The sequence below is a fragment of the Citrobacter sp. Cpo148 genome (assembly GCF_030332375.1).
Classification (GTDB): Bacteria; Pseudomonadota; Gammaproteobacteria; order Enterobacterales; family Enterobacteriaceae; genus Citrobacter; species Citrobacter portucalensis.
In genome coordinates this window covers 384665-407463 of sequence record NZ_JAOWHY010000046.1, presented here as the reverse complement: position 1 = coordinate 407463, position 22799 = coordinate 384665, and the positions used below count along the sequence as shown (strand labels likewise).

Annotated in this window: 21 protein-coding genes, 1 tRNA gene and 2 pseudogenes; 12 read left to right on the top strand and 12 right to left on the bottom strand. The window is 50.5% G+C overall.

The window, feature by feature from the left end; genetic code table 11:
• Positions 1-151 precede the first annotated feature (151 nt).
• From ptsP to tal, 5 genes are all read left to right on the top strand, one after another.
• The gene (gene ptsP / locus OGY10_RS16860; protein WP_001515334.1) at positions 152-2662 is read left to right on the top strand and encodes a phosphoenolpyruvate--protein phosphotransferase; all 2511 of its coding nucleotides are present in this window, start codon (positions 152-154) and stop codon (positions 2660-2662) included.
• Positions 2663-2722: 60 nt separating this feature from the next.
• A complete protein-coding gene (locus OGY10_RS16855; protein WP_001515335.1) occupies positions 2723-3043 on the top strand; it encodes a PTS fructose transporter subunit IIB in 321 nt (106 codons plus the stop codon).
• Positions 3044-3210: 167 nt separating this feature from the next.
• Positions 3211-4314 (top strand): PTS fructose transporter subunit IIC, encoded by a 1104-nt coding sequence (locus OGY10_RS16850; RefSeq protein WP_047368014.1) that lies wholly within the window; start codon positions 3211-3213, stop codon positions 4312-4314.
• 9 nt (positions 4315-4323) lie between these two features.
• Positions 4324-5577, top strand: a complete 1254-nt coding sequence (locus OGY10_RS16845) for a class II D-tagatose-bisphosphate aldolase non-catalytic subunit (protein WP_001515338.1) — start codon at positions 4324-4326, stop codon at positions 5575-5577.
• Between the two features lie 84 nt (positions 5578-5661).
• Complete coding sequence (tal, locus tag OGY10_RS16840; RefSeq protein ID WP_072420666.1) at positions 5662-6612, top strand: transaldolase; 951 nt, start codon at positions 5662-5664, stop codon at positions 6610-6612.
• 68 nt (positions 6613-6680) lie between these two features.
• Here the strand turns inward: tal and OGY10_RS16835 are convergent, their stop codons facing one another.
• Positions 6681-7574, bottom strand: coding sequence for a LysR family transcriptional regulator (locus OGY10_RS16835; protein WP_072420594.1), 894 nt, complete (start codon positions 7572-7574; stop codon positions 6681-6683).
• Between the two features lie 148 nt (positions 7575-7722).
• Between OGY10_RS16835 and OGY10_RS16830 the strand changes: the two genes are divergently transcribed.
• The 3 genes and pseudogenes from OGY10_RS16830 (at position 7723) to OGY10_RS16820 (ending at position 9287) form a co-directional block, all read left to right on the top strand.
• Complete coding sequence (locus OGY10_RS16830) at positions 7723-8514, top strand: SDR family oxidoreductase (protein WP_072420595.1); 792 nt, start codon at positions 7723-7725, stop codon at positions 8512-8514.
• 124 nt (positions 8515-8638) lie between these two features.
• Entirely contained in the window at positions 8639-8890 is a 252-nt protein-coding gene (locus OGY10_RS16825) for a YdgH/BhsA/McbA family protein (RefSeq protein ID WP_063421708.1), read from the top strand.
• A gap of 56 nt (positions 8891-8946) precedes the next feature.
• Positions 8947-9287: pseudogene (locus OGY10_RS16820) on the top strand (helix-turn-helix domain-containing protein).
• A 362-nt stretch (positions 9288-9649) separates the two neighbouring features.
• Here the strand turns inward: OGY10_RS16820 and OGY10_RS16815 are convergent.
• A pseudogene (locus tag OGY10_RS16815) lies at positions 9650-10096 on the bottom strand (DUF3800 domain-containing protein); the annotation flags it as partial.
• Positions 10097-10362: 266 nt separating this feature from the next.
• On the opposite strand from OGY10_RS16815, the gene OGY10_RS16810 reads away from it, so the two are divergent.
• Positions 10363-10773, top strand: a complete 411-nt coding sequence (locus OGY10_RS16810; protein WP_023299534.1) for an ASCH domain-containing protein — start codon at positions 10363-10365, stop codon at positions 10771-10773.
• 219 nt (positions 10774-10992) lie between these two features.
• Here the strand turns inward: OGY10_RS16810 and OGY10_RS16805 are convergent, their stop codons facing one another.
• The 3 genes from OGY10_RS16805 to actS all read right to left on the bottom strand — a co-directional run bounded on the left by OGY10_RS16805 (position 10993) and on the right by actS (position 13247).
• On the bottom strand, positions 10993-12171 hold the full coding sequence (locus OGY10_RS16805; protein WP_072420598.1) for a tyrosine-type recombinase/integrase: 1179 nt from the start codon (positions 12169-12171) through the stop codon (positions 10993-10995).
• A gap of 164 nt (positions 12172-12335) precedes the next feature.
• A tRNA-Gly gene (locus OGY10_RS16800) sits at positions 12336-12409 on the bottom strand.
• A 79-nt stretch (positions 12410-12488) separates the two neighbouring features.
• A complete protein-coding gene (gene actS / locus OGY10_RS16795) occupies positions 12489-13247 on the bottom strand; it encodes an amidase activator ActS (RefSeq protein WP_032945492.1) in 759 nt (252 codons plus the stop codon).
• 166 nt (positions 13248-13413) lie between these two features.
• Here actS and idi point away from each other — a divergent pair, with 166 nt between their 5' ends.
• Positions 13414-13968, top strand: a complete 555-nt coding sequence (idi, locus tag OGY10_RS16790; protein WP_191226799.1) for an isopentenyl-diphosphate Delta-isomerase — start codon at positions 13414-13416, stop codon at positions 13966-13968.
• 77 nt (positions 13969-14045) lie between these two features.
• On the opposite strand, the gene lysS is transcribed toward idi, so the two are convergent.
• From lysS to xerD, 5 genes are all read right to left on the bottom strand, one after another.
• A complete protein-coding gene (gene lysS / locus OGY10_RS16785; RefSeq protein WP_003026911.1) occupies positions 14046-15563 on the bottom strand; it encodes a lysine--tRNA ligase in 1518 nt (505 codons plus the stop codon).
• Between the two features lie 9 nt (positions 15564-15572).
• A protein-coding gene (gene prfB, locus OGY10_RS16780) for a peptide chain release factor 2 (protein ID WP_100194817.1) occupies positions 15573-16671 on the bottom strand; the annotation gives its coding sequence in 2 pieces (ribosomal slippage) (positions 15573-16595 and positions 16597-16671; 1098 coding nt in all).
• Between the two features lie 91 nt (positions 16672-16762).
• The gene (recJ, locus tag OGY10_RS16775; protein WP_191226798.1) at positions 16763-18496 is read right to left on the bottom strand and encodes a single-stranded-DNA-specific exonuclease RecJ; all 1734 of its coding nucleotides are present in this window, start codon (positions 18494-18496) and stop codon (positions 16763-16765) included.
• A 5-nt stretch (positions 18497-18501) separates the two neighbouring features.
• Positions 18502-19215 (bottom strand): bifunctional protein-disulfide isomerase/oxidoreductase DsbC, encoded by a 714-nt coding sequence (gene dsbC, locus OGY10_RS16770; RefSeq protein ID WP_048225463.1) that lies wholly within the window; start codon positions 19213-19215, stop codon positions 18502-18504.
• Between the two features lie 23 nt (positions 19216-19238).
• Positions 19239-20135, bottom strand: coding sequence for a site-specific tyrosine recombinase XerD (gene xerD / locus OGY10_RS16765; RefSeq protein WP_191226797.1), 897 nt, complete (start codon positions 20133-20135; stop codon positions 19239-19241).
• A gap of 113 nt (positions 20136-20248) precedes the next feature.
• Between xerD and fldB the strand changes: the two genes are divergently transcribed.
• Positions 20249-20770 (top strand): flavodoxin FldB, encoded by a 522-nt coding sequence (gene fldB, locus OGY10_RS16760; protein WP_003026933.1) that lies wholly within the window; start codon positions 20249-20251, stop codon positions 20768-20770.
• 101 nt (positions 20771-20871) lie between these two features.
• On the opposite strand, the gene OGY10_RS16755 is transcribed toward fldB, so the two are convergent.
• Both OGY10_RS16755 and sdhE read right to left on the bottom strand, forming a co-directional pair.
• The gene (locus tag OGY10_RS16755) at positions 20872-21279 is read right to left on the bottom strand and encodes a protein YgfX (RefSeq protein ID WP_003825515.1); all 408 of its coding nucleotides are present in this window, start codon (positions 21277-21279) and stop codon (positions 20872-20874) included.
• The gene (gene sdhE, locus OGY10_RS16750) at positions 21260-21526 is read right to left on the bottom strand and encodes an FAD assembly factor SdhE (protein ID WP_003825514.1); all 267 of its coding nucleotides are present in this window, start codon (positions 21524-21526) and stop codon (positions 21260-21262) included. Before sdhE ends, OGY10_RS16755 begins: the two co-directional genes overlap by 20 nt.
• Before the next feature lie 257 nt (positions 21527-21783).
• Here sdhE and ygfZ point away from each other — a divergent pair, with 257 nt between their 5' ends.
• Complete coding sequence (gene ygfZ, locus OGY10_RS16745) at positions 21784-22767, top strand: tRNA-modifying protein YgfZ (RefSeq protein WP_032944893.1); 984 nt, start codon at positions 21784-21786, stop codon at positions 22765-22767.
• The last annotated feature ends 32 nt before the right edge of the window (positions 22768-22799 follow it).

The window sequence follows — 22799 nt, the reverse complement described above, 5'->3', positions numbered from 1 at the left end:
TAATAATCAGGCTTTTTTATTCAAGCAAAGGTCACTTTTTTTCTATTCAAAGCTAGCTGAGAACGATGAAGGATATAAAACATGAAAGGCAGGCACTCAAACCTGCAGAAAAAATTAATTAGCCAGGGCTAAAAGATTATCGGGAGCAATGATGTCACAGATAATTACGTATCAATGTGAGCTGAAGGATGGTATTCACGCCAGACCGGCGGGACATATCGAACGATTGTGTAATACCTTTCAATCTGAGGTGTGCTGGAATAATATTCGCAGCGGCATTCAGGGTAATGGTAAAAGCGCTCTCTCGATTGTCGCCACCGATACCTTACTCAACGACGCCTGTGAAATTACCATCAGCGGTAAAGATGCTGCAAACGCGGCTCAGCAGCTGAGTGCGCTGCTTAAAAAACTGCCCTCCTTCGAGGTTAGCCATGCAGATGAAGCCGCAGTGCCTGCGGGCTATCTCCCGCGTTCGCTGCGGGAGACTCAGCTCAGTTTTATTCAGGGTTCACGCATCAGCGGCGGTGTTGCCATTGCCAAACCCGTTCGTATTCAGAGTCTGTCTCTGGACGAAATGCTGGCGCGTAACCCGGGCGGTGAGTATTCCACGGAGCATCAGCAGCGTATTTTTCTGGCGGGTTTAGAGGCGCTTAAGCAAGAGAAGCAGGCTGCGCTGGAAATTAAAAAAGGCGTTGAACACGATATTTTACAGGCGCATTTTTCCATTATCACCGATGCGACCTTTCAAAGCCATATCTCCTCGGCGATTTCCGGTGGTGACAATACCTGGGATGCGGTGATTAAAGCTGCAATGGAATTCTGTGAAATTCTTACTCGCTCATCAAGCAAATACATTAAAGAGCGGACCCTGGATGTTCTCGATATTACCGGACAATTACTTTCTGCGATCTATGGCCCGGGTATATTACCGCAGAACAGTCTTGAATTAACGCAACCATCGATTATTCTGGCCAACAGTCTGACACCAAGCCAGTTTCTCGGGATCAATAAAGAGTTTCTTGCCGGGATGGTATTATCCGCCACGGGTAAAACGTCGCACACCGCTATCCTTGCACGTTCGCTCGGTATCCCGACTCTGACAGATATTGATTTTTCGACCCTACAGCTAAATGCAGACATGGACATTATTATCGATGGCAATCCGGGTATTTTAATTATCGCACCGGATGAGAAAGTTCTGCGCTATTACCAGAATGAAATTGCCGTTCAGCAGAGTATGCAGCAGCAAATGCTGGCTAACGTCTATCAGGCAGCAACCACCAGCGATCATCATAGCGTTGAGATAGCCGCCAATATTGCCAGCCTGGCGGAAGCCGAGGCAGCCTTCAGTAACGGCGCTGAAGGCATCGGACTATTTCGTACCGAAATGTCATTCATGGACCGCGAATCCGCACCGGACTACCACGAACTGGCTGAGCTCTACAGCCAGGTGATACAGGTTGCACAAGGGAAGCCGGTTATCTTCCGCACCTTCGACATTGGCGGTGATAAGCCTGTCGACTATATGAGCATCGGCGAAGAAGAAAACCCGTTTCTCGGCTTCCGGGCGGTGCGAACTTATCCGCGTTATCGCGACCTTTTCGCCATGCAGCTCAAGGCTATCCTCAGCGCCTCGGCTTTTGGCGATGCCAAAATCATGATCCCGATGATCGCCAACGTTGATGAAGTTATCTGGTGCCGTGAAGTCCTCGAAGAGGTCAAAAGTACGATGCGTGATGAAGGGCTGGCATTCAACGACAGCATCTCGCTCGGCGTGATGCTGGAGATCCCCTCCGTTATCTTCGCGATTAGTGAAATAGCGGAATACGCGGATTTCTTCAGCGTGGGCAGCAACGACCTGACGCAGTACTTTTTTGCCGCCGACCGTGGAAATACGCAGGTTGAGGCGGTATACGATAACTATGCTCCGGCATTCCTGCGCGCCATGCAGTATGCCGCCGCCGAAGTCCACCGCGCGGGCAAGTGGATAGGTATCTGCGGAGAGCTGGGTGCCAGCAAAGATTTTCTGCCGCTGTTCGTTGGCATGGGCTTTGACGAACTCAGCATGAGTGGCACCTCTATTCCGGGTGTAAAACATGCGCTGCGGGAGCTGAGTTTTGCCAAATGCCAGGGGCTGGTACAGGATATTGTGGCGTTAAAACGTTCCGCTGATGTCAAAGTCGCGCTGAGTTCACCGGACGTAAAAGCGGTCAGCAAAATGCCGATCCTCGCTCCAGAGTTTATTCTCTGCGGACTACAGGCCAGCGATAAAAACGAAGTTATCAAAAAGATGACCGACAATCTGTGGCTGCACCATCGCACCGATAATCGGGATCAATTAACCGATGATATCTGGGCCCGCGAAGACTCATTCTCCACCGCCGTGGGCTATGGCTTCGCCATTCCGCACACCAAGTCAGACCATATTCACTACTCCACCATCAGTATGGCAACCCTTGCGTCGCCCATTATGTGGGGCGATCAGGAAGTCGAAACCGTATTCATGCTGACGGTGAGTAAATCCGCCGACCCTAATGAGCATATGAAATATTTCTCCACGCTTGCCCGAAAGCTAATGAAAGAGGATTTCCGCAATGAAATAAAACAGGCCGAAAACGTCAACGTACTCTACAACCTGATGGCCAATACTTTGGCCGTATGAAATCAGGATTTATTAAGCAATGTTTAAAACCACAGCCAAATAAAAAATCAGGAGTCACTCATGAAGATTGTCGGAGTCGCAGCATGCATTACCGGTGTCGCCCACACCTATATGGCACAGGAAGCTATCGAGCAGGAGTGCAAAAAAAGAGGTTATGACGTCAAGGTCGAAACTCAGGGCGGCATGGGAATTGAAAATGAATTAAGCGAAGATGAGATTGCCGAAGCGGACGTGGTTATTCTGGCGATTGCTATTGGTATAGAAGGCGTCGAGCGTTTTGAAGAAAAAGAAGACGCCGGACTGGTTATTTCGCTGAACCCGGCAGAAGTGGTTCGCGATCCAGCAGCGATTATTGACCGGGCTGAAAAACTGGTGCAATAAAACAACCCACCGGTCCTTATTTACTTTCGACATTCGGTACCGGTGAATAATAACGTTAATTAAATTTCTGCGAACTCTTTATTTAAATTACGACGCAAACGCGTCCGGGGATGATTGTGCCTGAATATCGCAGTCATCATAAAAATAAAGGGTCCTGGAGGATGAAAATGTCGGAAAAAATGAAAGTCATCAAGGATGATTTAGTTAAAGCATTCAGTACCGGGGTGTCATATATGATGCCGGTGGTGGTGGTCGGCGGTATCTGCCTGGCACTATCCCTGATTGGTGGTGAGCCGGTCGCGGGTAAAGGCATGGTGGTGACCAACCCATTCTTATTAAACCTCGGCGCTATCGGCAGCGCGGGCCTCGGAATGATGATCCCGGTGCTGGCGGCTTATATCTCCTACTCTATCGCCGGTAAACCGGGGCTGACTCCGGGTTTAATCACCGGTTTTATGGCCAGCACGCCGCTGGGCGCAGACCACGTGGTAACCGGTTTTCTGGGGGCGATGCTGCTCGGTATTCTCAGCGGCTACGTGGCTAAATGGGTAAAAGGCTGGAAAGTCGGTAAGGTGCTGATGCCGGTTATGCCGATCATGATTATTCCTATCGTCTCAAGCGTCATCGTCGGCATGCTCTATCTGTATGTACTGATTGGACCCATCGGTTTTGCCATGAAATGGCTGGTTTCCATGCTCTCCCATATGCAGGGAAGCAGTGGACTGGTACTTGGTCTGATTGTCGGGGCCATGGCGGCCTTTGATATGGGTGGCCCGGTAAATAAAACCGCAACGGCATTTACTCTCGCATTAATGGCTGAAGGTATTTATGGTCCGAACGGCGCTTACCGTGTTGCCTGCGCTATTCCGCCACTGGGCATTGCCCTCTCTACTTTTATTTCACCACGTAAATGGGCTGAAGATGAAAGACGAATGGGAACCTCTGCTGCCTTTATGGGGTTAATTGGCATTACCGAGGGCGCCATTCCTTTCGCCGTTAAAAACCTGAAGACCGTTCTGCCATCAATAATTATCGGCAGCGCTGTCGGTGCTGGCCTGGCAATGGTTCACGGCGTTGAATCAATGGTTCCACACGGCGGGTTAATTGCTATCGCAGGCGTCAATAAAGCACCTGTATGGTATGCCATCGATATGGTTATCGGCGTTATTGTCACCGCAATATTCCTATATATTCTGCGCCCCAACATAAGCGAGCCGGTAAAAAAAGAGTCGGTTAAAAAAACAATCACTTCTGATATGAATAAAGTCTGAGGAGTCATCATGAAAAACACAATGAAACAGTACGTCGATTATATTGTTAACGGTGGAAAATCAACAATGCTGGGAATTGGCCCCATGTCTCCGGCATTAATTCAGGCCTGTTTTGAGCTGGGTAAAGAAAAAGACCTGCCGCTGATGTTTATTGCCAGCCGCAACCAGGTTGATGCAGATGAGTTTGGCGCGGGTTACGTTAACAACTGGGATCAATTTCGCTTTGCCGCCGACCTGAAAGCGATGGCGGAAAAAGTCGGCTTCGACGGTGATTACTTCCTCTGTCGTGACCATGGTGGCCCATGGCAGCGTGATAAAGAACGTAAAGACCATATTCCGGAAGCCGAAGCGATGGCGCTAGCGCGCCGCTCTTATCAGGTAGATATGGACGCCGGTTTCGACCTGTTGCATATCGACCCGACAAAAGACCCGTATGTCGTCGGTAAAGTCATTGATATCGAACTGGTGCTGAGTCGTACCGTTGAGCTGATCCGCTTCTGCGAAGAGTACCGTAAGGCAAATAACCTGAAGGAGTTCTTCTATGAAGTCGGAACTGAAGAGACCAATGGCGGCCTGACCGACGTCAGCGCCTATGAAGGGTTTATTATTGAGCTGAATAAGCGTCTTGCTGCCGAATCGCTACCGCAGCCGCTGTTTATCGTTGGTCAGACCGGTACCCTGACCCGCCTGACCAAAAACGTTGGCCATTTTAACGATAAGCAGTCCGCAGAGCTTTCGGCTATCAGCACCCGTCACGGCGTCGGTCTGAAAGAGCATAATGGTGACTATCTTCCGGATGAGATCCTGTTGAAACATCCAGGTCTGGGCATCACGGCAATGAACGTCGCCCCAGCCTACGGCACCATTGAAACCCGCGCTTATCTGAAGCTGGCGGAAGTCGAGAAAGATCTGGCAGCGAAAGGCTTTATCAAGTCAGCATCTGATTTAAAAACCGTCCTGACCCGCGAGTGCGTGCTGAGCCACAAATGGGAAAAATGGATGACCGATGAGCACAAAAATAAGTCCGAGGAACAGATCTTTAACGAGCCGGAATTGTTGAAAGAGATTCTCGAACTCAGCGGCCACTACAACTACGAAAAACCAGCGGTAGTCAAAGAGATGCAGACCATGTTTGCTAATCTGAAGTCGTTTGGTGTCGAACCCGAGCGTTATGTGGTTAATAAAATTAAAGATATGATCCAGAACGAAGCAGAGTGCTTCAATATGCCAGGCCTGACCACCCGCGTCGCGCAGGCAAAATAACCACCTATCCAGCTTAGCAATAAGGAGCGGGCTCTGGCCCCTCCTTGCTATTTGCTGCCCAATTATGAAATACAGGTTTATGCCATGAATCAGCTTGAACAACTAAAGCAGCGAACCACAATTGTTGCCGACAGCGGGGATATTGACAGCATTATGGCTTACCAGCCTGAAGATGCGACCACCAACCCTTCGCTTATTTATAAAGCGGCGCAGCTTCCGCAATACCAGAAACTGGTGAAAGATGCCGTCGCGGCGGTGAAGTCCCGCCAGAATGGAAAGCCGGTACAGCCTGCGGATATTGCCGATTACCTGGCGGTGAGTATCGGGGTGCTGATCCTGAAAAACGTTCCGGGTCGTATTTCAACTGAAGTGGATGCTCGCCTCTCGTTTGATACCCAGGCCAGTATTGCTAAAGCGCGGGAAATTATTGCACTGTATGAAGAGAAAGGTATTGGTAAAGATCGGGTTTTGATTAAGCTTGCTGCCACCTGGCAAGGGATCCGTGCCGCAGAAACGCTGGAAAAAGAGGGTATCCAGTGTAACCTCACGCTACTGTTCTCCTTTGCCCAGGCCAGAGCCTGTGCCGATGCCAATGTTTTCCTGATTTCCCCGTTTGTGGGCCGTATCTACGACTGGCACAAGAAAAACAACCCTGATACCACCTTCACCGTCGAGAACGATCCGGGTGTCGAATCAGTGCAGAAGATCTATCGCTTTTATAAAATGCACGGCTACCGCACCGTGGTGATGGGGGCCAGTTTCCGTACGCCGGAACAGGTGCTGGCGCTTAACGGATGCGATCGTCTGACCGTTTCCCCGGCGTTGCTGGCGCAGTTGCAGCAAACTCAGGGGGCGGTACCAATGCCGCTGACGTATGAAGGTGAAATCCAGGCGAAGCCCACAGCGATGACCGAGGCTGAGTTCTACTGGGCTCATAATCAGGATGCGATGGCAGTGGAAAAGCTCGCCGAAGGTATTCGCCTGTTTGCCGTGGACCAGAACAGTCTTGAGGCACTGCTGAGTCAATATCTGTAAGCTCCCCTTGCAAATATCCTATGCAGGTAGTTGATTCTTAGACGGGTCCGCAGTAAATATCGGACCCATTATTCCACGTAGCGAAGTGCATCGATCATCAGCGCAAAAGCGGGCGGATGCTGCTTACGGCTCGGGTAGTAAAGATAGTATCCGGGGAAAGATGGGCACCAGTCCTGCAGAACCTGAATAAGCTCTCCTGACTTTATATAATCCTGCACCCTGTCTTCAGGTATGCAGGCAATGCCAAAACCAGATAACGCCGCATCAATCCTTTCTGCCTGCAGATTAAACGTGACCTGCCCTTCCACTCTGACCCGTAGCGGTTTCCCTTCCTTCTCAAACTCCCAGTGGTAAAGCCCACCGGCTGTCGGCAGGCGCATATTGATACACCGATGATTTTGCAGCTTGTGCGGCGTTTCAGGTGCAGGATTTGCAGCGAAATAAGACGGCGCTCCTACCACAGCCATTCTCATGTCCGGCCCAATTCTTACCGCAATCATGTCCTTATCCACGCTTTCGCCCAGGCGGATCCCGGCGTCAAAACGCCCCTCAACAATATCGACAAAGCCGTTATCCACCACCAGTTCGAGATTGATTTCCGGATATTCCCTGAGGAAGGGTTTTAGCTTCGGCCATACCAGACTTCGCACGGCATGCTCCCCGGCAGATAAACGGATATTGCCGGAGGCAGTGCCGTTCAGCTGAACCAACGATTCCAGCTCCTGCTCCAGATCGGCAATACGAGGTTCAAGACAGGCAATAATTCTCTCACCGGCTTCCGTAGGGGCAACGCTTCGGGTCGTACGGGTCAGAAGACGGATATTCAGCCTTTCCTCCAGGGCCTTCATCGCGTGGCTGAGTGCAGACTGAGAAACGCCCAGTTTGCCCGCCGCTTTGGTGAAACTTCGCTCCCTTGCTACTACAAGAAAGATTTGCAGTTCGTTGAAATTTTCTTTGAGCATCGGCGATTTCCTTATGGAGGCATTCCCTTCATCGCATACTCATGAAGGGTATTCATAGACACAATCATTTTAGCCCTATTACTGACAATAATGATAATTGATATTCTGACCGTATCGAAAATAAGTCTGAATTATCAGAAGGTTTATCATGAAAATACTCATTGCAGGCGCGACAGGAAGTATTGGCCTTCATGTCGTCAATACCGCTATTAAAATGGGCCATCAGCCCGTGGCGCTGGTCAGAAATAAACGCAAAGTAAAATTGCTTCCTCGTGGAACAGATGTTTTTTACGGCGATGTTTCAATGCCTGAAACACTCACCGAATTGCCGAAAGATATTGATGCCATCATTTTTACGCTCGGTTCCGATGGTCAGGGTCGTATTGGTGCCAGAGCAATCGATTACGGCGGAGTACGTAATATTTTACGAATTTTCAAGGATACGCCTGTTCGCATCAGCCTGATGACCACGATTGGCGTGACTGAACGGCTCAGCACCTGGAATCAACGCACTGAGGTTCATGACTGGAAAAGACGCGCCGAGCGTCTGGTCAGGGCCAGTGGTCACCCCTATACCATCATCAGGCCCGGCTGGTTTGATTACAACAATGATGATGAACACAGAATTGTTATGCTTCAGGGAGATCGTCGCCATGCGGGAACACCGGAAGATGGTGTGATATCCCGGGAGCAAATCGCAGAGGTTCTGGTCAGTGCCCTGACCCACGACGAGGCAAAAAATAAAACGTTCGAGCTGGTAGCTGAGCGAGGCGAAGCACAGCAGGATCTTACCCCACAGTTTGCAGACCTGCTGGCTGATGATCCACAAAAAAATGATGGGGTTCTGGACATAGACAATATGCAGCTCAGAGAAGAACCGGAGTGCATTATTAACGAGCTGAGCCTGTATTCAAAAAAATTAACCAATCTACAACCCTGACAATTTTGTCATATAGCGGTCAGTCTCATGACAGCTTAGGTCTGTATATTTGAATGTACAGAGAGGGAGAGTTCCCCTGATACGAGTCCAGTTTCAAACATAAATTTTAAAAGAGGTATTAGATATGAAATCACTACTTATTACTTCATTGGTCGTGGGATTTATTACAGTGAATGCCGCATCTGCCGCTCAGGAAATTAACCATGCAGATGGGAAAGAAAAGATCGGTGTAGTCTCAGCCAGCAATGCCTATACGCTTGATGAGTTATCAGATGTTCTTTCTCGTAAGGCTGATGAGCAAGGGGCAACGTCATTCAAAATCCTTTCGACAACGGGGGATAACAGGCTACATGGGGTTGCTGAAATATATAAGTAAATCATTAGCATCCCAAACAGGATGTATCACAGCCCTCTTATAGTGAGCGTCGATTTATGTTCAGAACAGAAGACATCATCAATGAGATAACTCAATGGATTGATTCAAACTTACATAAACCGCTGAAGATAGAGGATGTTGCTGCGCGGGCAGGATACTCCAGGTGGCATCTTCAGCGGATTTTTGTGCAGGTGAAAGAAGTTAGTCTTGGAAAATATATTAGAGATCAAAACTTAAACTTGCTGCTAAAGCTCTCATCGAGACTAATTAGTCAGTAATGAGTATAGCCTATAAATATGGATTCGATTCCCAGCAAACATTTACGAGAGTCTTCTCTAAAAAATACAAATTGCCACCATTGAGATATAGACATGGCGAAAGGCGAAAAAAACACTAACACTTTAAAGTTATTAACCTTACATAACATCACCAAATAATATTTTATTTCGGCATCAAAAATTGGAGGCCTTTTTATCAAGAAATTTCTTGTCGAAAACATAACTCCAGCTTTGTTTTAAAATACAACATCTAGACCATAACCCTCAGCTATTACACATCAGCAGAAAAATCGACCAAAACTAGATGGATATATCAATCACATATCCATTCTAGCAAACCATGAGCTTTTAGATATCCAGAGTACCCTTGTAGTCGATTCATGGTACTGAGCGGACAAGCTAACTGAATTGAAGGTCCGCTCGGTGCGAGAAGTGGACATTTACATATTTGTTCCAGTGGCCAAATTTAGTGCACTACTACAGCCCTAGCCAGCATGTTGTTAGCAACAATACCTGTCACTTCATCGTTCTTTTTGTATTTATCAATTTTCTGGTCGATGATCACCTCAACGTCACTCTTAATCTGCTTAGCAACGTTCTTAACGAGCATTGTGTACGTCTGATAAAAAGCCAACTCCCTGTCCGTCTGCCAGTTGTTGTAAATGTTCTTAACTACAACAATTGAGTGGAAGCAGCACGAGTTCTTTAGCACCATAGCCAGCAACTCAATGCAAATGTTTGCCTGCCCTGCACTGTTCTTAATCTTGGACCACTTCAACTCACCGACAATCCCGTACTTATCTTTTAATTTCTGGACGCGCTCATTGAAGATGTGCAACGTGTCTTTACGCACACACAGCAAACCAATGCCATAACAGCGGTCACTCCCTGTCGTACCACTCTCATCACCAAAAGCCACGTATTCCATACAAATACCCGCATTAAATTGAATGGGTATTTTATGCTCAACCCAAGCGACAGACAACGTTTGTAGGTCTACTCAAGAGCCTTTAGGAATCTAATGTATCCATACGCTCGCACAATCTACTCACAGCACTTGACGGGCAGGACGAAGGTCTTATATGAGCGAAGAGCGGACAAAGTAGCAGAGGGAAAGCATCAATGTTAATGTCCGGAAAGTTCATGTTAAAACTCTGTATGACATTTTTCATCGACGATTAAAAAGGGCTCTTAATGGCTACTGTTGAGGTATTAAAAGTAAAGTATCCAGGCGCAGATGCCTGGCAAATGGGAGACAGCCCGGAACTGGCCAGCGAGCTTGCGGACCTGATTAAAAAAGGGATTAAAACGGCCTCCTGCGGATCCTTTGCCTCTTACCAGCAAGAAAAGTCTGCCCCGAGGATTGGAAGCTATAACATTATCCTTGATGGCCTGAATGCCCCGGTCTGCGTGACCCGGCTGGTTTCAATGCGACTGGTGCGTTTTTGTGATGTGACTGAGGAGTTTGCCCGCAAAGAAGGTGAAGGCGATTTAAGCCTTCAATACTGGCGAAATGAGCATCAGCGATTTTTTACCCGCGAAGGTCATTTTTCTAAAGATATGGAGTTGATCGCAGAAGAATTTGAAGTGGTTGAAGTGCTGTAAGACGAGAGAGTCCGGCTGGCGTCTGCTGCTATTAATAACAATGTCCGCTCCTGGCACCAAGCAGACAGTCAGACGCAAATGTAACGTTTCTGAAGTAAGCGTAAATGTAAATCAGTACAAAAAAATTACTGAGGTTGAACTCCTCCAAAACGGAGGAGCTAAGCTTTAGAATTCACGCTACCTACTAATAAATGGCTAATTTGACGATAGTCTCATAAGCTATGATTTATTTTTACTTGCTATAAAATCTGCATACCACTGCATCATCTCCCTCCTCCCCTCCAGATATTGAGCATGGTTATACGTTCCACGAATTGAGTTCTTATCGACATGAGCCAGTTGTATCTCAATCCAGGCCGAATTAAATCCCTGCTCATGCAAAATGGTACTCATCGTGTGGCGGAATCCATGCCCCGTAACACGCCCAGCGTAGCCGATACGCCTGACCAACACAGTCAATGCCATATCACTCATCGGTTTCTTAGGATTATTACGTCCTGGGAACAGCAACGCTCCTGCTCCCGTCATGGGTTTAAGCTGATTAAGTAGGTCAATTGCCTGGCTTGATAACGGAACCAGATGAGGGCGGCGCATTTTCATGCGTTCTGCTGGTACATTCCAAACCTTTTTCTCAAAATCAAATTCCTGCCACTCCGCTTGCCTCAACTCCCCAGGCCTTACTCCGGTTAAAATAAGCAATTGCATCGCAATCTTAACAAGCACACTACCGGCATAGGTGTTCAGAGTCCGAAGAAACTCAGGCAATTCATCCTGAGTTAAAAAAGCATAGTGCTCTTTCTCATGAGGACTCACGGCGCTGGCTAAATTAGGTGCCGGATTGTACTCGGCCCTGCCAGTCACAACGGCATACTTCCAGACTTCTCCACAACGTTGACGAACCTTACGTACCTTCTCAGTTGCTCCTCGTGCCTCTATCTTTGAAAGAACAGCAAGCAACTCCATCGGCTTGATATCTTTGATTGGCCGGTGACCGATATAAGGGAATACATCCTTTTCAAAGGTTCTCAGCATTTCTTCGCGGTAGGAGACAGACCAGCGGTCATAGCGACGCTGATACCACTCCCGCGTGATAGCCTCAAATGAGTTTTCTGCGTCTTGTTGACGACTAAGTTTCTCAATTTTTCTTTCAAGAGAAGGATCATTGCCAGCAGCTAATGTTCTTTTAGCATCCTCACGCTTACTTCGGGCTTCAGCTAAAGAAACATCAGGGTAAACGCCAATAGCGAGCAGTTTCTCTTTACCTAGTGAACGGTATTTGAGACGCCAGTATCTTTTGCCGTTGGGATTAACCAGCAGGTAAAGACCACCACCATCAGCCAGTTTGTAGGGCTTCTCTCTGGGTTTTGCAGTTTCAACCTGACGAGCTGTCAGCTTCATTGGGGGTACCTCTCAGCAGGGGGTACAATTATACCCCCATCCATACCCCCACATTGAGCTTGACCCTGGGGGAGTACAATTGAGTTCAATAGACTAATAGAATGCTATAACTGCTGATTTATCAAGGGAAAATTGAGTTTGGTAGACTTCAGGAGACTTGAGTTTGGAGCGGGCGAAGGGAATCGAACCCTCGTATAGAGCTTGGGAAGCTCTCGTTCTACCATTGAACTACGCCCGCATCGAAGTGCGTAAGGGATTATAAACCTTACGCTCTTCTTGGCAAGGGACTAACCGACTGACTGGCGATTAAATCACCGTCAACATTTTGGCTTACTGCCCTGCGGCGGCAAATAACGCAGCGGATCGATAGCTGTCGCCCGATAGCGGATTTGGAAATGCAGCCGCACCGTAGTCGCATCCGAGCTGCCCATCGTCGCGATTTTCTGCCCGGCCTTCACGTTTTGACCGTTGTTCACCAGCATGGTGTCATTATGCGCATACGCAGTGATGTAGTCCTCACTGTGCTTAATCATGATGAGATTACCATAGCCCCGCAGCTGATTACCGACGTAAACCACCTTCCCGGCGCCGGCGGCATAAATCGGTGTACCGCGCGCAGCCGAGATATCAATGCCCTTGTTGCCGCCGTCCGCGGTTGAATAAGGCAGGATCACCTTACCGCTGGCAGGCCACTGCCAGCAACGTTGCCCTACCGGAGGCCAGGAAGACTGCGGTACGGACGAAGACGGTCTGACCGCTGCCGTTTTGGTTGAGGATTTCTTGGTTGTTTTGCCAGAGTTAGAACTGGTTTTCGCGCCACCGCTGACCTTCAGTTTTTGCCCTACTTCAATGGTATAGGGCGGTGAAATATTATTCAGGCGGGCGATCTCTTTCACGCTGGTCCCGGTAGCGCGCGAAATACGGTATAGCGTATCTCCCCGCTTCACGGTATACACGGAGCCGGAATAACTTCCTGTATCAGACGACTTGCTCCCGGAACACCCTGCTAACAGCAGACCGACACACAGCAACATCACGATACCCAGGCCATTTTTCTTCAGGCGTCCTGCACTCAAAACAATACCTCGCAACATTTTCAGACGCTTTATCATAGCAGCCAGACACCGGATGCCAAATCATATCGCGCAACGAATCGTCGGCCCTGGCATTTCACACCCTCTGTTAATCAATCTGACTTAATTAAGCATATAATATGGGTGCTTAAGATTGATGGTGGACGCTATGCGACAGGAACATGTCATTTTATTGAATGAGCAGGACCAACCTTGCGGAACGCTGGAAAAATATGCGGCGCATACCGCCACAACCCCCCTGCATTCCGCTTTCTCGTGCTGGATATTTAACGAGCAGGGCCAACTGCTGGTCACCCGCCGCTCGCTGCACAAAAAAGCCTGGCCAGGTGTCTGGACCAACTCTGTCTGCGGTCACCCGCAGCTGGGTGAAACCCACGAAGCCGCTATTGTTCGCCGGGCTCGCTTCGAACTGGGTGCAGACATCGACTCGCTCAGCCCCGTGTATGCTGACTTTCGTTATCGCGCTACTGACCCGAGTGGAATTGTGGAAAACGAAGTGTGCCCGGTTTATGCCGCACATATCGTGAGTCCGCTACAGCTAAACCCAGATGAAGTGATGGATTGCCAGTGGAGCAGTCTTGAGGATGTCTTAAGCGGGATTGACGCGACGCCGTGGGCTTTTAGCCCGTGGATGGTAATGCAGGTTGCAGACAAAGAAGCGCGTACGCTGTTGCGGAATTACTGCCAACAAATTATTGCCTGATGGCGCTACGCTTATCTGGCCTACATAACGAATCGTAGGCCGGATAAGGCGTCAGCCGCCATCCGGCATTTCACATCTTACTTAACCGGGCGCATCGCCGGGAACAAGATCACGTCGCGGATGGTATGGCTGTTGGTGAACAGCATAACCATACGGTCGATACCAATGCCCAGACCCGCAGTCGGCGGCAGACCGTGTTCCAGAGCGGTAACGTAGTCTTCGTCATAGAACATTGCTTCGTCATCACCCGCATCTTTAGCGTTAACCTGATCCTGGAAACGCTGCGCCTGATCTTCCGCATCGTTCAGCTCGCTGAAACCGTTACCGATTTCACGTCCGCCGATGAAGAATTCGAAACGGTCAGTGATTTCCGGATTTTCGTCATTACGACGCGCCAGCGGAGAAACTTCTGCTGGGTACTCGGTAATGAAGGTCGGTTGAATCAGGTGCGCTTCCGCAACTTCTTCAAAGATCTCGGTCACGATACGGCCCAGACCCCAGCTCTTCTCAACTTTGATGCCGATAGATTCAGCAATCGCTTTTGCAGAGTCGAAGTTATCCAGATCGGCCATGTTGGTTTCCGGACGGTATTTCTGAATCGCTTCACGCATGGTCAGTTTTTCGAACGGCTTACCGAAGTCGAAGACTTCTTCACCGTAAGGCACTTCAGTCGTTCCCAGAACGTTCTGCGCCAGCGTACGGAACAGCGATTCGGTCAGTTCGATCAGATCTTTGTAGTCCGCATAAGCCATGTAGAGTTCCATCATGGTGAACTCTGGGTTATGGCGAACAGAGATGCCTTCGTTACGGAAGTTACGGTTAATTTCGAATACGCGTTCGAAGCCGCCAACCACCAGACGCTTGAGGTACAGTTCCGGCGCGATACGCAGGTACATGTCCAGATCCAGCGCGTTATGATGAGTGATAAACGGACGCGCTGCCGCACCGCCAGGGATCACCTGCATCATCGGGGTTTCTACTTCCATAAAGCCACGAGCAACCATGAACTGACGGATGCCAGCCATAATTTGTGAACGCACTTTAAAGGTATTGCGGGATTCATCGTTAGAGATGAGATCCAGGTAACGTTGACGATAGCGCGCTTCCTGATCCTGCAGACCGTGGAATTTGTCCGGCAGCGGGCGCAGCGCTTTGGTCAGCAGACGCAGTTCGGTGCAGTGAATAGACAACTCACCGGTCTTGGTCTTGAACAACTTACCTTTCGCGCCGAGGATATCGCCCAGATCCCATTTTTTGAACTGCTCGTTGTAGACGCCTTCCGGCAGGTCATCGCGAGCAACGTACAGCTGAATACGGCCGCCAACGTCCTGCAGCGTAACGAATGATGCTTTACCCATAATACGACGGGTCATCATACGGCCAGCAACGGATACCTCAATGTTCAGCGCTTCCAGCTCTTCGTTTTCTTTCGCGTCGAAGTCAGCATGCAGTTGGTCTGAGGTATGATCGCGACGGAAATCGTTCGGGAACGGGATCCCCTGCTCACGCAGGCTCGCCAGCTTCTCACGGCGCGTTTTCAGTTCATTGTTAAGGTCGGCTACCGCGTCAGCGCCCTGTACGTGTTGTTCAGACATGTTGGTTCCTCATAACCCTGCTTTCAAACTTGCTTCGATAAATTGATCCAGGCTGCCATCCAGCACCGCCTGCGTGTTACGGGTTTCAACCCCGGTACGCAGATCTTTGATGCGGGAGTCATCAAGGACATAAGAACGAATCTGGCTACCCCAGCCGATATCTGACTTGTTGTCTTCCATCGCCTGTTTCTCGGCATTCTTCTTCTGCATTTCCAGTTCATAAAGCTTCGCTTTCATCTGCTTCATGGCCTGGTCTTTGTTCTTGTGCTGGGAACGGTCGTTCTGACACTGCGTCACAATCCCGGTCGGGATGTGGGTAATACGCACCGCAGATTCCGTACGGTTAACGTGCTGACCACCCGCACCGGAGGCACGGTAAACGTCAATACGCAGATCCGCCGGGTTGATATCGATATCAATATCATCATCAACTTCCGGATAAACAAACGCAGAACTGAACGACGTATGGCGACGTCCGCCGGAGTCGAACGGACTCTTACGAACCAGACGGTGTACGCCGGTTTCAGTACGCAGCCAACCGTACGCATATTCGCCAGCAATTCTGATGGTTACGGATTTAATACCCGCCACTTCACCTTCAGACTCTTCAATAATTTCAGTCTTGAAGCCGCGCGCTTCAGCCCAACGCAGATACATGCGCATCAGCATGCTTGCCCAGTCCTGCGCTTCCGTACCGCCAGAACCTGCCTGAATATCGAGATAGCAATCTGCGCTGTCATATTCACCGGAGAACATACGACGGAATTCCAACTGGGCCAGTTTATCTTCCAGCGTGTCGAGTTCTGCTACGGCTTCGTTAAAGGTTTCTTCGTCGTCGGCTTCTACAGCCAGTTCCAGCAGGCCGGAGACATCTTCCAGGCCCTGGCTCATCTGATCGAGCGTATCAACGATGGCTTCAAGAGAAGAACGCTCTTTACCCAGCGCCTGCGCGCGTTCGGGTTCGTTCCATACGTCCGGCTGTTCCAGCTCGGCGTTTACTTCTTCCAGACGCTCTTTCTTGGCATCATAGTCAAAGATACCCCCTAAGAACGTCAGAGCGCTCCGTGAGGTCCTGAATGCGGTTATTTACCGGATTAATTTCAAACATTGTCTGATTTCTTTTATTGGACTAGTCAAAATGCGGTGATAAGAGCGGGATTGTAACTAATCCACGCCCTTTTTTATAGCGATTAGTGACGCTAAAGTGGCCAGATATTGTCGATTATAATCTGCAAACTACGGTTGCCGCGAAACTCATTAATATCCAGTTTGTAGGCAAGCTGAACTTCGCGCACGCCGTTGTCCGGCCAGCAGGTGGTATCGATGTTAAACGCAATGCCGTCCAGCAGCGGACCACCGCCTACGGGCTCGACCATTACCTTCAGATGACGCTCACCGACCAGACGCTGCTGGAGCAAACGGAAATGCCCGTCAAACAGCGGTTCCGGGAACATTTGTCCCCACGGTCCGGCATCGCGTAGCATTTGTGCGACCTCCATGGTCATCTCCGCTGCGCTCAGTGGGCCATCCGACACCACTTCACCTTGCAGTAAGGCGGGATCCAGCCACTCGGTAACCAGTTCGCCAAAACGCTGCTGGAAACGCTCAAACTGCGCCTCTTCAAGCGATAAGCCCGCAGCCATGGCGTGACCGCCAAACTTGAGGATCATGCCCGGATAAAGGGTGTCCAGGCGCTCCAGCGCATCGCGCATGTGCAGCCCCTGAATCGAACGCCCGGAGCCTTTGAGAGTACCATCACCTGCCGGGGCAAACGCTATCACCGGGCGATGGAATCGTTCTTTAATGCGCGATGCCAGAATCCCCACAACGCCCTGATGCCACTCGGGATGATACATTGCCAGGCCGCCCGGAAGCGTATCGCTACTGCGTTCCAGCTTTTCACACAGGGTCAGCGCTTCGGCCTGCATACCCTGCTCAATCTCTTTGCGCGTCTGGTTGAGTGCGTCCAGCTCATTGGCCAGCACGCGCGCTTCACCAATGTTGTCGCACAGCAACAGCGCTACGCCAACGGACATATCGTCCAGACGCCCCGCCGCATTCAGCCGTGGCCCGAGGGCAAAACCTAAATCACTGGCTGCCAGCTTTAGGGGGTCGCGATTGGAAATCTCCAGCAGCGCTTTGATACCAGGGCGGCATTTTCCAGCACGGATACGGCTTAAGCCTTGCCACGTCAGAATGCGGTTATTGGCATCCAGCGGTACCACGTCCGCCACCGTGCCAAGCGCAACCAGATCGAGCAAATCCGCCAGGTTCGGCGGTGCAATGCCTCGCTCATCAAACCAGCCTTTGTCACGCAGGAAAGTGCGCAGCGCCAGCATCAGATAGAAGGCTACACCAACGCCTGCCAGCGATTTCGACGGGAACTCACAGTCGTGCAGGTTAGGATTGATGATCGCCTCTGCGCCCGGCAGCGTATCCCCTGGCAGGTGGTGATCGGTCACAACGACCGGGATCCCCAACGTTCTGGCATGTTCGACACCCGCGTGAGACGAGATGCCGTTGTCTACGGTGACAATCAGCTGAGCACCACGGGCATGGGCCTGATCAACGACTTCCGGGCTTAAACCATAACCGTCCTCAAAACGATTTGGCACCAGGTAGTCAACGTTACTGCAGCCCAACGCGCGCATCGCCAGGATGCTTAGCGCCGTGCTGGTCGCGCCATCGGCATCGAAATCGCCAACAACGATGATGCGAGTTCCCGCACGAAAGGCGCTGTAGAGGATCTCAACCGCCTTTTCGACACCGTTTAAATGCTGCCACGGCAGCATTCCTTTGACGCTACGCTCAAGCTCCTGCGCGCTACGTACACCGCGACTGGCGTATAAACGGCGCAGCAGCGGCGGTAAGTCGGCAGGTAGCTCGACTGTCTCGTCGGCTTCACGCCGACGAAGTTGTATCTGTTGTTTCACGCGAATTATTTACCGCTGGTCTGTTTTGCATGTGCGTCGAGGAATTCTTTCATCTCTTTCGGGCCCTGATAACCAGGTACGACATAGCCATTGCTCAGCACAATCGCCGGTGTCCCGCTGACGCCAAACTGTACGCCCAGCGCATAGTGGTTAGCGATATCCACATCACAGGTCGCCGCTTTCACGCCCTTGCCTGCCATCGCATCATCAAAGGCTTTGTTTTTGTCCTTAGCACACCAGATAGACTTCATGTCCTGCTCAGCCTGGCTGTCCAGCCCCTGACGTGGGAAGGCCAGATAACGAACGGTGATCCCCAACGCATTGTAATCTTTCATCTCTTCATGCAGCTTGTGGCAGTAACCACAAGTGATGTCGGTGAAAACGGTAATGACGTGTTTTTCCTGCGGCGCTTTGTAGATGATCATCTCTTTTTCCAGCGCGTTCAGATGCTTCATCAGCAGTTGGTTGGTGACATTCACCGGACTTGCGCCGCTCACGTCGTACATCGGTCCCTGAATAATATGTTTACCGTCTTCAGTTACGTACAGCACGCCGCTATTGGTCAGTACGGTTTTCATGCCCGCAACCGGAGCAGGTTGAATCTCGGTGCTCTGCACACCCAGCTTTGCTAATGACTGACGAATTGCCGCGTCGTCTGCATGTACCATGCCGGAAAACGCCGTCGCCAGAAGGGTGAACATCATAAAACGTTTTTTCATAGCCTATCCTATCCTGTCAGCACTCACGCTCGCGGGTGATGCTGTTGATGTAGTTGCCGCAAGCGCTCCGTTGCGACATGAGTATAAATCTGCGTTGTCGAGAGATCGCTATGCCCCAGTAGCATCTGCACCACGCGCAGGTCTGCGCCATGGTTGAGCAGATGCGTGGCAAACGCGTGCCGCAGGACGTGCGGTGACAGCTTTTCGCTGTCGATTCCCGCCAACACAGCATAGTGTTTGATACGATGCCAGAAGGTCTGACGGGTCATCTGTTGCGCCCGCTGACTAGGAAACAGCACATCAATCGATACGCCGTTGAGCAACCATGGACGCCCATGCTCCAGGTATGTTTCCAGCCAGTACACAGCCTCCTCACCCAACGGGACAAGGCGCTCTTTGTTACCTTTACCGATCACCCGTACCACACCCTGACGCAGGCTGACGTCACTCATCGTCAGTCCTACCAGTTCAGACACGCGCAGGCCTGTTGCATACAGCACTTCCAGCATGGCTTTGTCGCGTAGCTCCAGCGGTTGCTCAATAAGCGGCGCTTGTAGCAGCCGCTCAACCTGCGCCTCGCTGAGATCTTTAGGCAGGTGCTGCGGAAGTTTAGGTGATGCAAGCGAGGCGCTGGGGTCATCTTCACGATATTTTTCGCGGTACAGATGCTGAAAAAAACGTCGCGTCGCACTGAGCAAACGTGCGGAACTGGTGGCTTTATACCCTCCATCCATCCGCTCAGCCAGCAAGGCTTGCAGATCATCACTTTGCGCGGTCGCAAGCGAAGCGCCGCGGTGATGTAACCATTCCACAAGCATGGTCAGATCGCGACGATACGCACTTAATGTGTTTTCCGCCAGATTTCGTTCCAGCCACAGGGCATCAAGAAACTGCTCGATGCGCGCCAGATCCTGTTCCACTCGCGCCCCTTATTCCACTCTCATTTTTGATGCATTATGCCTCATTGTGCCGAGAATGCGGCGATTCTGTTACACTACCCGCAACGCTACAGCAGAATTGAGATGTTTACGTCATGAACATGGGTCTTTTTTACGGTTCCAGCACCTGCTACACCGAAATGGCAGCAGAAAAAATCCGCGATATCCTGGGTCCCGAACTGGTGACACTGCACAACCTCAAAGACGATTCCCCGACCCTAATGGAGCAATATGACGTGCTCATTTTGGGCATCCCAACCTGGGATTTCGGTGAAATTCAGGAGGACTGGGAAGCGGTCTGGGAGCAACTGGACGACCTCAACCTGGAAGGCAAGATTGTCGCGCTTTACGGTATGGGCGATCAGTTGGGATACGGCGAATGGTTCCTGGATGCGTTGGGTATGCTGCACGATAAACTGATCACCAAAGGTGTAAAGTTTGTCGGCTACTGGCCCACAGAAGGCTACGAATTCACCAGCGATAAACCCGTCATTGCTGATGGACAGCTGTTTGTTGGCCTGGCGCTGGATGAGACGAACCAGTACGATCTCAGCGATGAACGCATTCAGGCCTGGTGCGAGCAAATTCTTGGGGAAATGGCCGAGCACTGGTCCTGATAACCGATTTGCCGGATGACGGCGTAAATGCCTTATCCGGCCTGCATGACGCACCTAACTGTTGGCTTTCAAGCTGCGCGCCATCAGGCATGTGTCATGCGTTACCCTTGCTTCGCCTTTTGCAGCATCAACCGTCGTAAATCCCGCCACTCTGCATCATCCATACTGTCTGCTGCCAGCCACAAATGTTGACGTTTTCCGGCATCAGATCGCAAGCGTAGCATCATACCTGTTTTAACCATCCAGGGGGCGCTAACGATAGACCACTCTTGCCCTTGCCAGCGCAGACGGCCATCCATCAATAGCCGAATCTCACCCTGACAGGCGTTGATTCGACGCTGACTGCGAACGCTATCGAACACCACCAGAGAGAGCAAAACCAGCCATAATGGGGTGTAGCTCAATGGCCAGGGCATCAATAAAATAAACACCGCGACCAGCCCATGAATTAGCAGTGAAAGCCACTGCGCGCGCCATGATACGCGTAAATCAGATTGCCACTGGACCACGTTCCCGATTCCGTGTCTGGATAAGTCGCACCATCTGTTCCAGCTGCTCATCAGCTGGTTTCCCATGATTCATCAACCAGTTAAATAAATCTGGATCATCACATTCTAGCAGACGGATGAAGATACGTTTTTCTTCGTCACTTAAGCTGTCATATTCATGTTCAAAAAACGGCATGATCGAGATGTCCAGCTCGCGCATACCGCGGCGGCATGCCCAATGAATACGTGCTTTGTTGTTAATATCCATGTTCTTCTCCCTGTCTCGCGAAAACGAAGTATCCCGCTATTGTAACGTGTTTTTCCCGCTCTTTTTACGGGAATATCAGTAAACTGAAGCTCGCTCGCTAAATAAAACCTTATTAAGCCAAAGGATTCACCAATTTTGGATGTCTCCTCGCAAAGCACAATATATGGCACAAATAGCCTGTTTAAACCGCTTGCAATGGTCCATAGCTCTTTTACCATTAGTCATCATCACTGCGTTAAGCAAATCAGGACATTATTATGGCTTTTACATCTTTTCCTCCTCGCCAGCCTTTTGCGTCAACGCGTTTACCTCTGACGCTAATGACGCTCGATGACTGGGCGCTCGCCACCATCACCGGTGTCGACAGTGAGAAGTATATTCAGGGTCAGGTCACGGCGGATGTCAGCCAGATGACCGAGCATCAGCACCTGTTGGCTGCACATTGTGACGCCAAAGGTAAAATGTGGAGCAACCTGCGTCTGTTCCGCCAGGGTGACGGTTTTGCATGGCTTGAGCGCCGTAGCCTGCGTGATGCGCAGCTCACTGAGCTGAAAAAATACGCGGTCTTCTCGAAGGTGGCGATCGCCCCAGACGACGAGCGCGTCTTGCTGGGCGTAGCGGGATTCCAGGCTCGTGCAGCGCTGGCCAATATCTTCAGCGAATTACCGAACAGTGATAAGCAGGTCATTACCGAAGGTGCCTCCACGGTATTGTGGTTCGAACACCCTGCCGAACGTTTTCTGCTGATCGTTGATGCCACCACAGCAGAAACCTTGGTTGAAAAGCTGCGTGGCGAAGCAGAGTTAAATAACAGCCAGCAGTGGCTGGCGCTGGATATCGAAGCGGGTATCCCCGTTATTGATACAGCCAACAGTGCACAGTTTATTCCACAGGCTACCAATCTGCAGGCTCTGGGCGGGATCAGCTTTAAAAAAGGCTGCTATACCGGTCAGGAAATGGTGGCTCGTGCAAAATTCCGCGGAGCCAACAAACGCGCCATGTGGACTTTGGCGGGTGCCGCCAGTCGGGTACCGGAAGCGGGCGAAGACCTTGAATTAAAAATGGGCGAGAACTGGCGCCGTACTGGTACCGTACTTGCTGCAGTACAACTGGCCGATGGTCAGGTACTGGTGCAGGTTGTGATGAATAACGACATGGAGGCCGACAGCGTGTTCCGCGTCCGTGACGACGCAAAAACGCTGCGTATCGTACCGCTGCCATATTCGTTAGACGAAGAGTAATTAGTCGGCCTGATAAGCGCAGCGCCATTAGG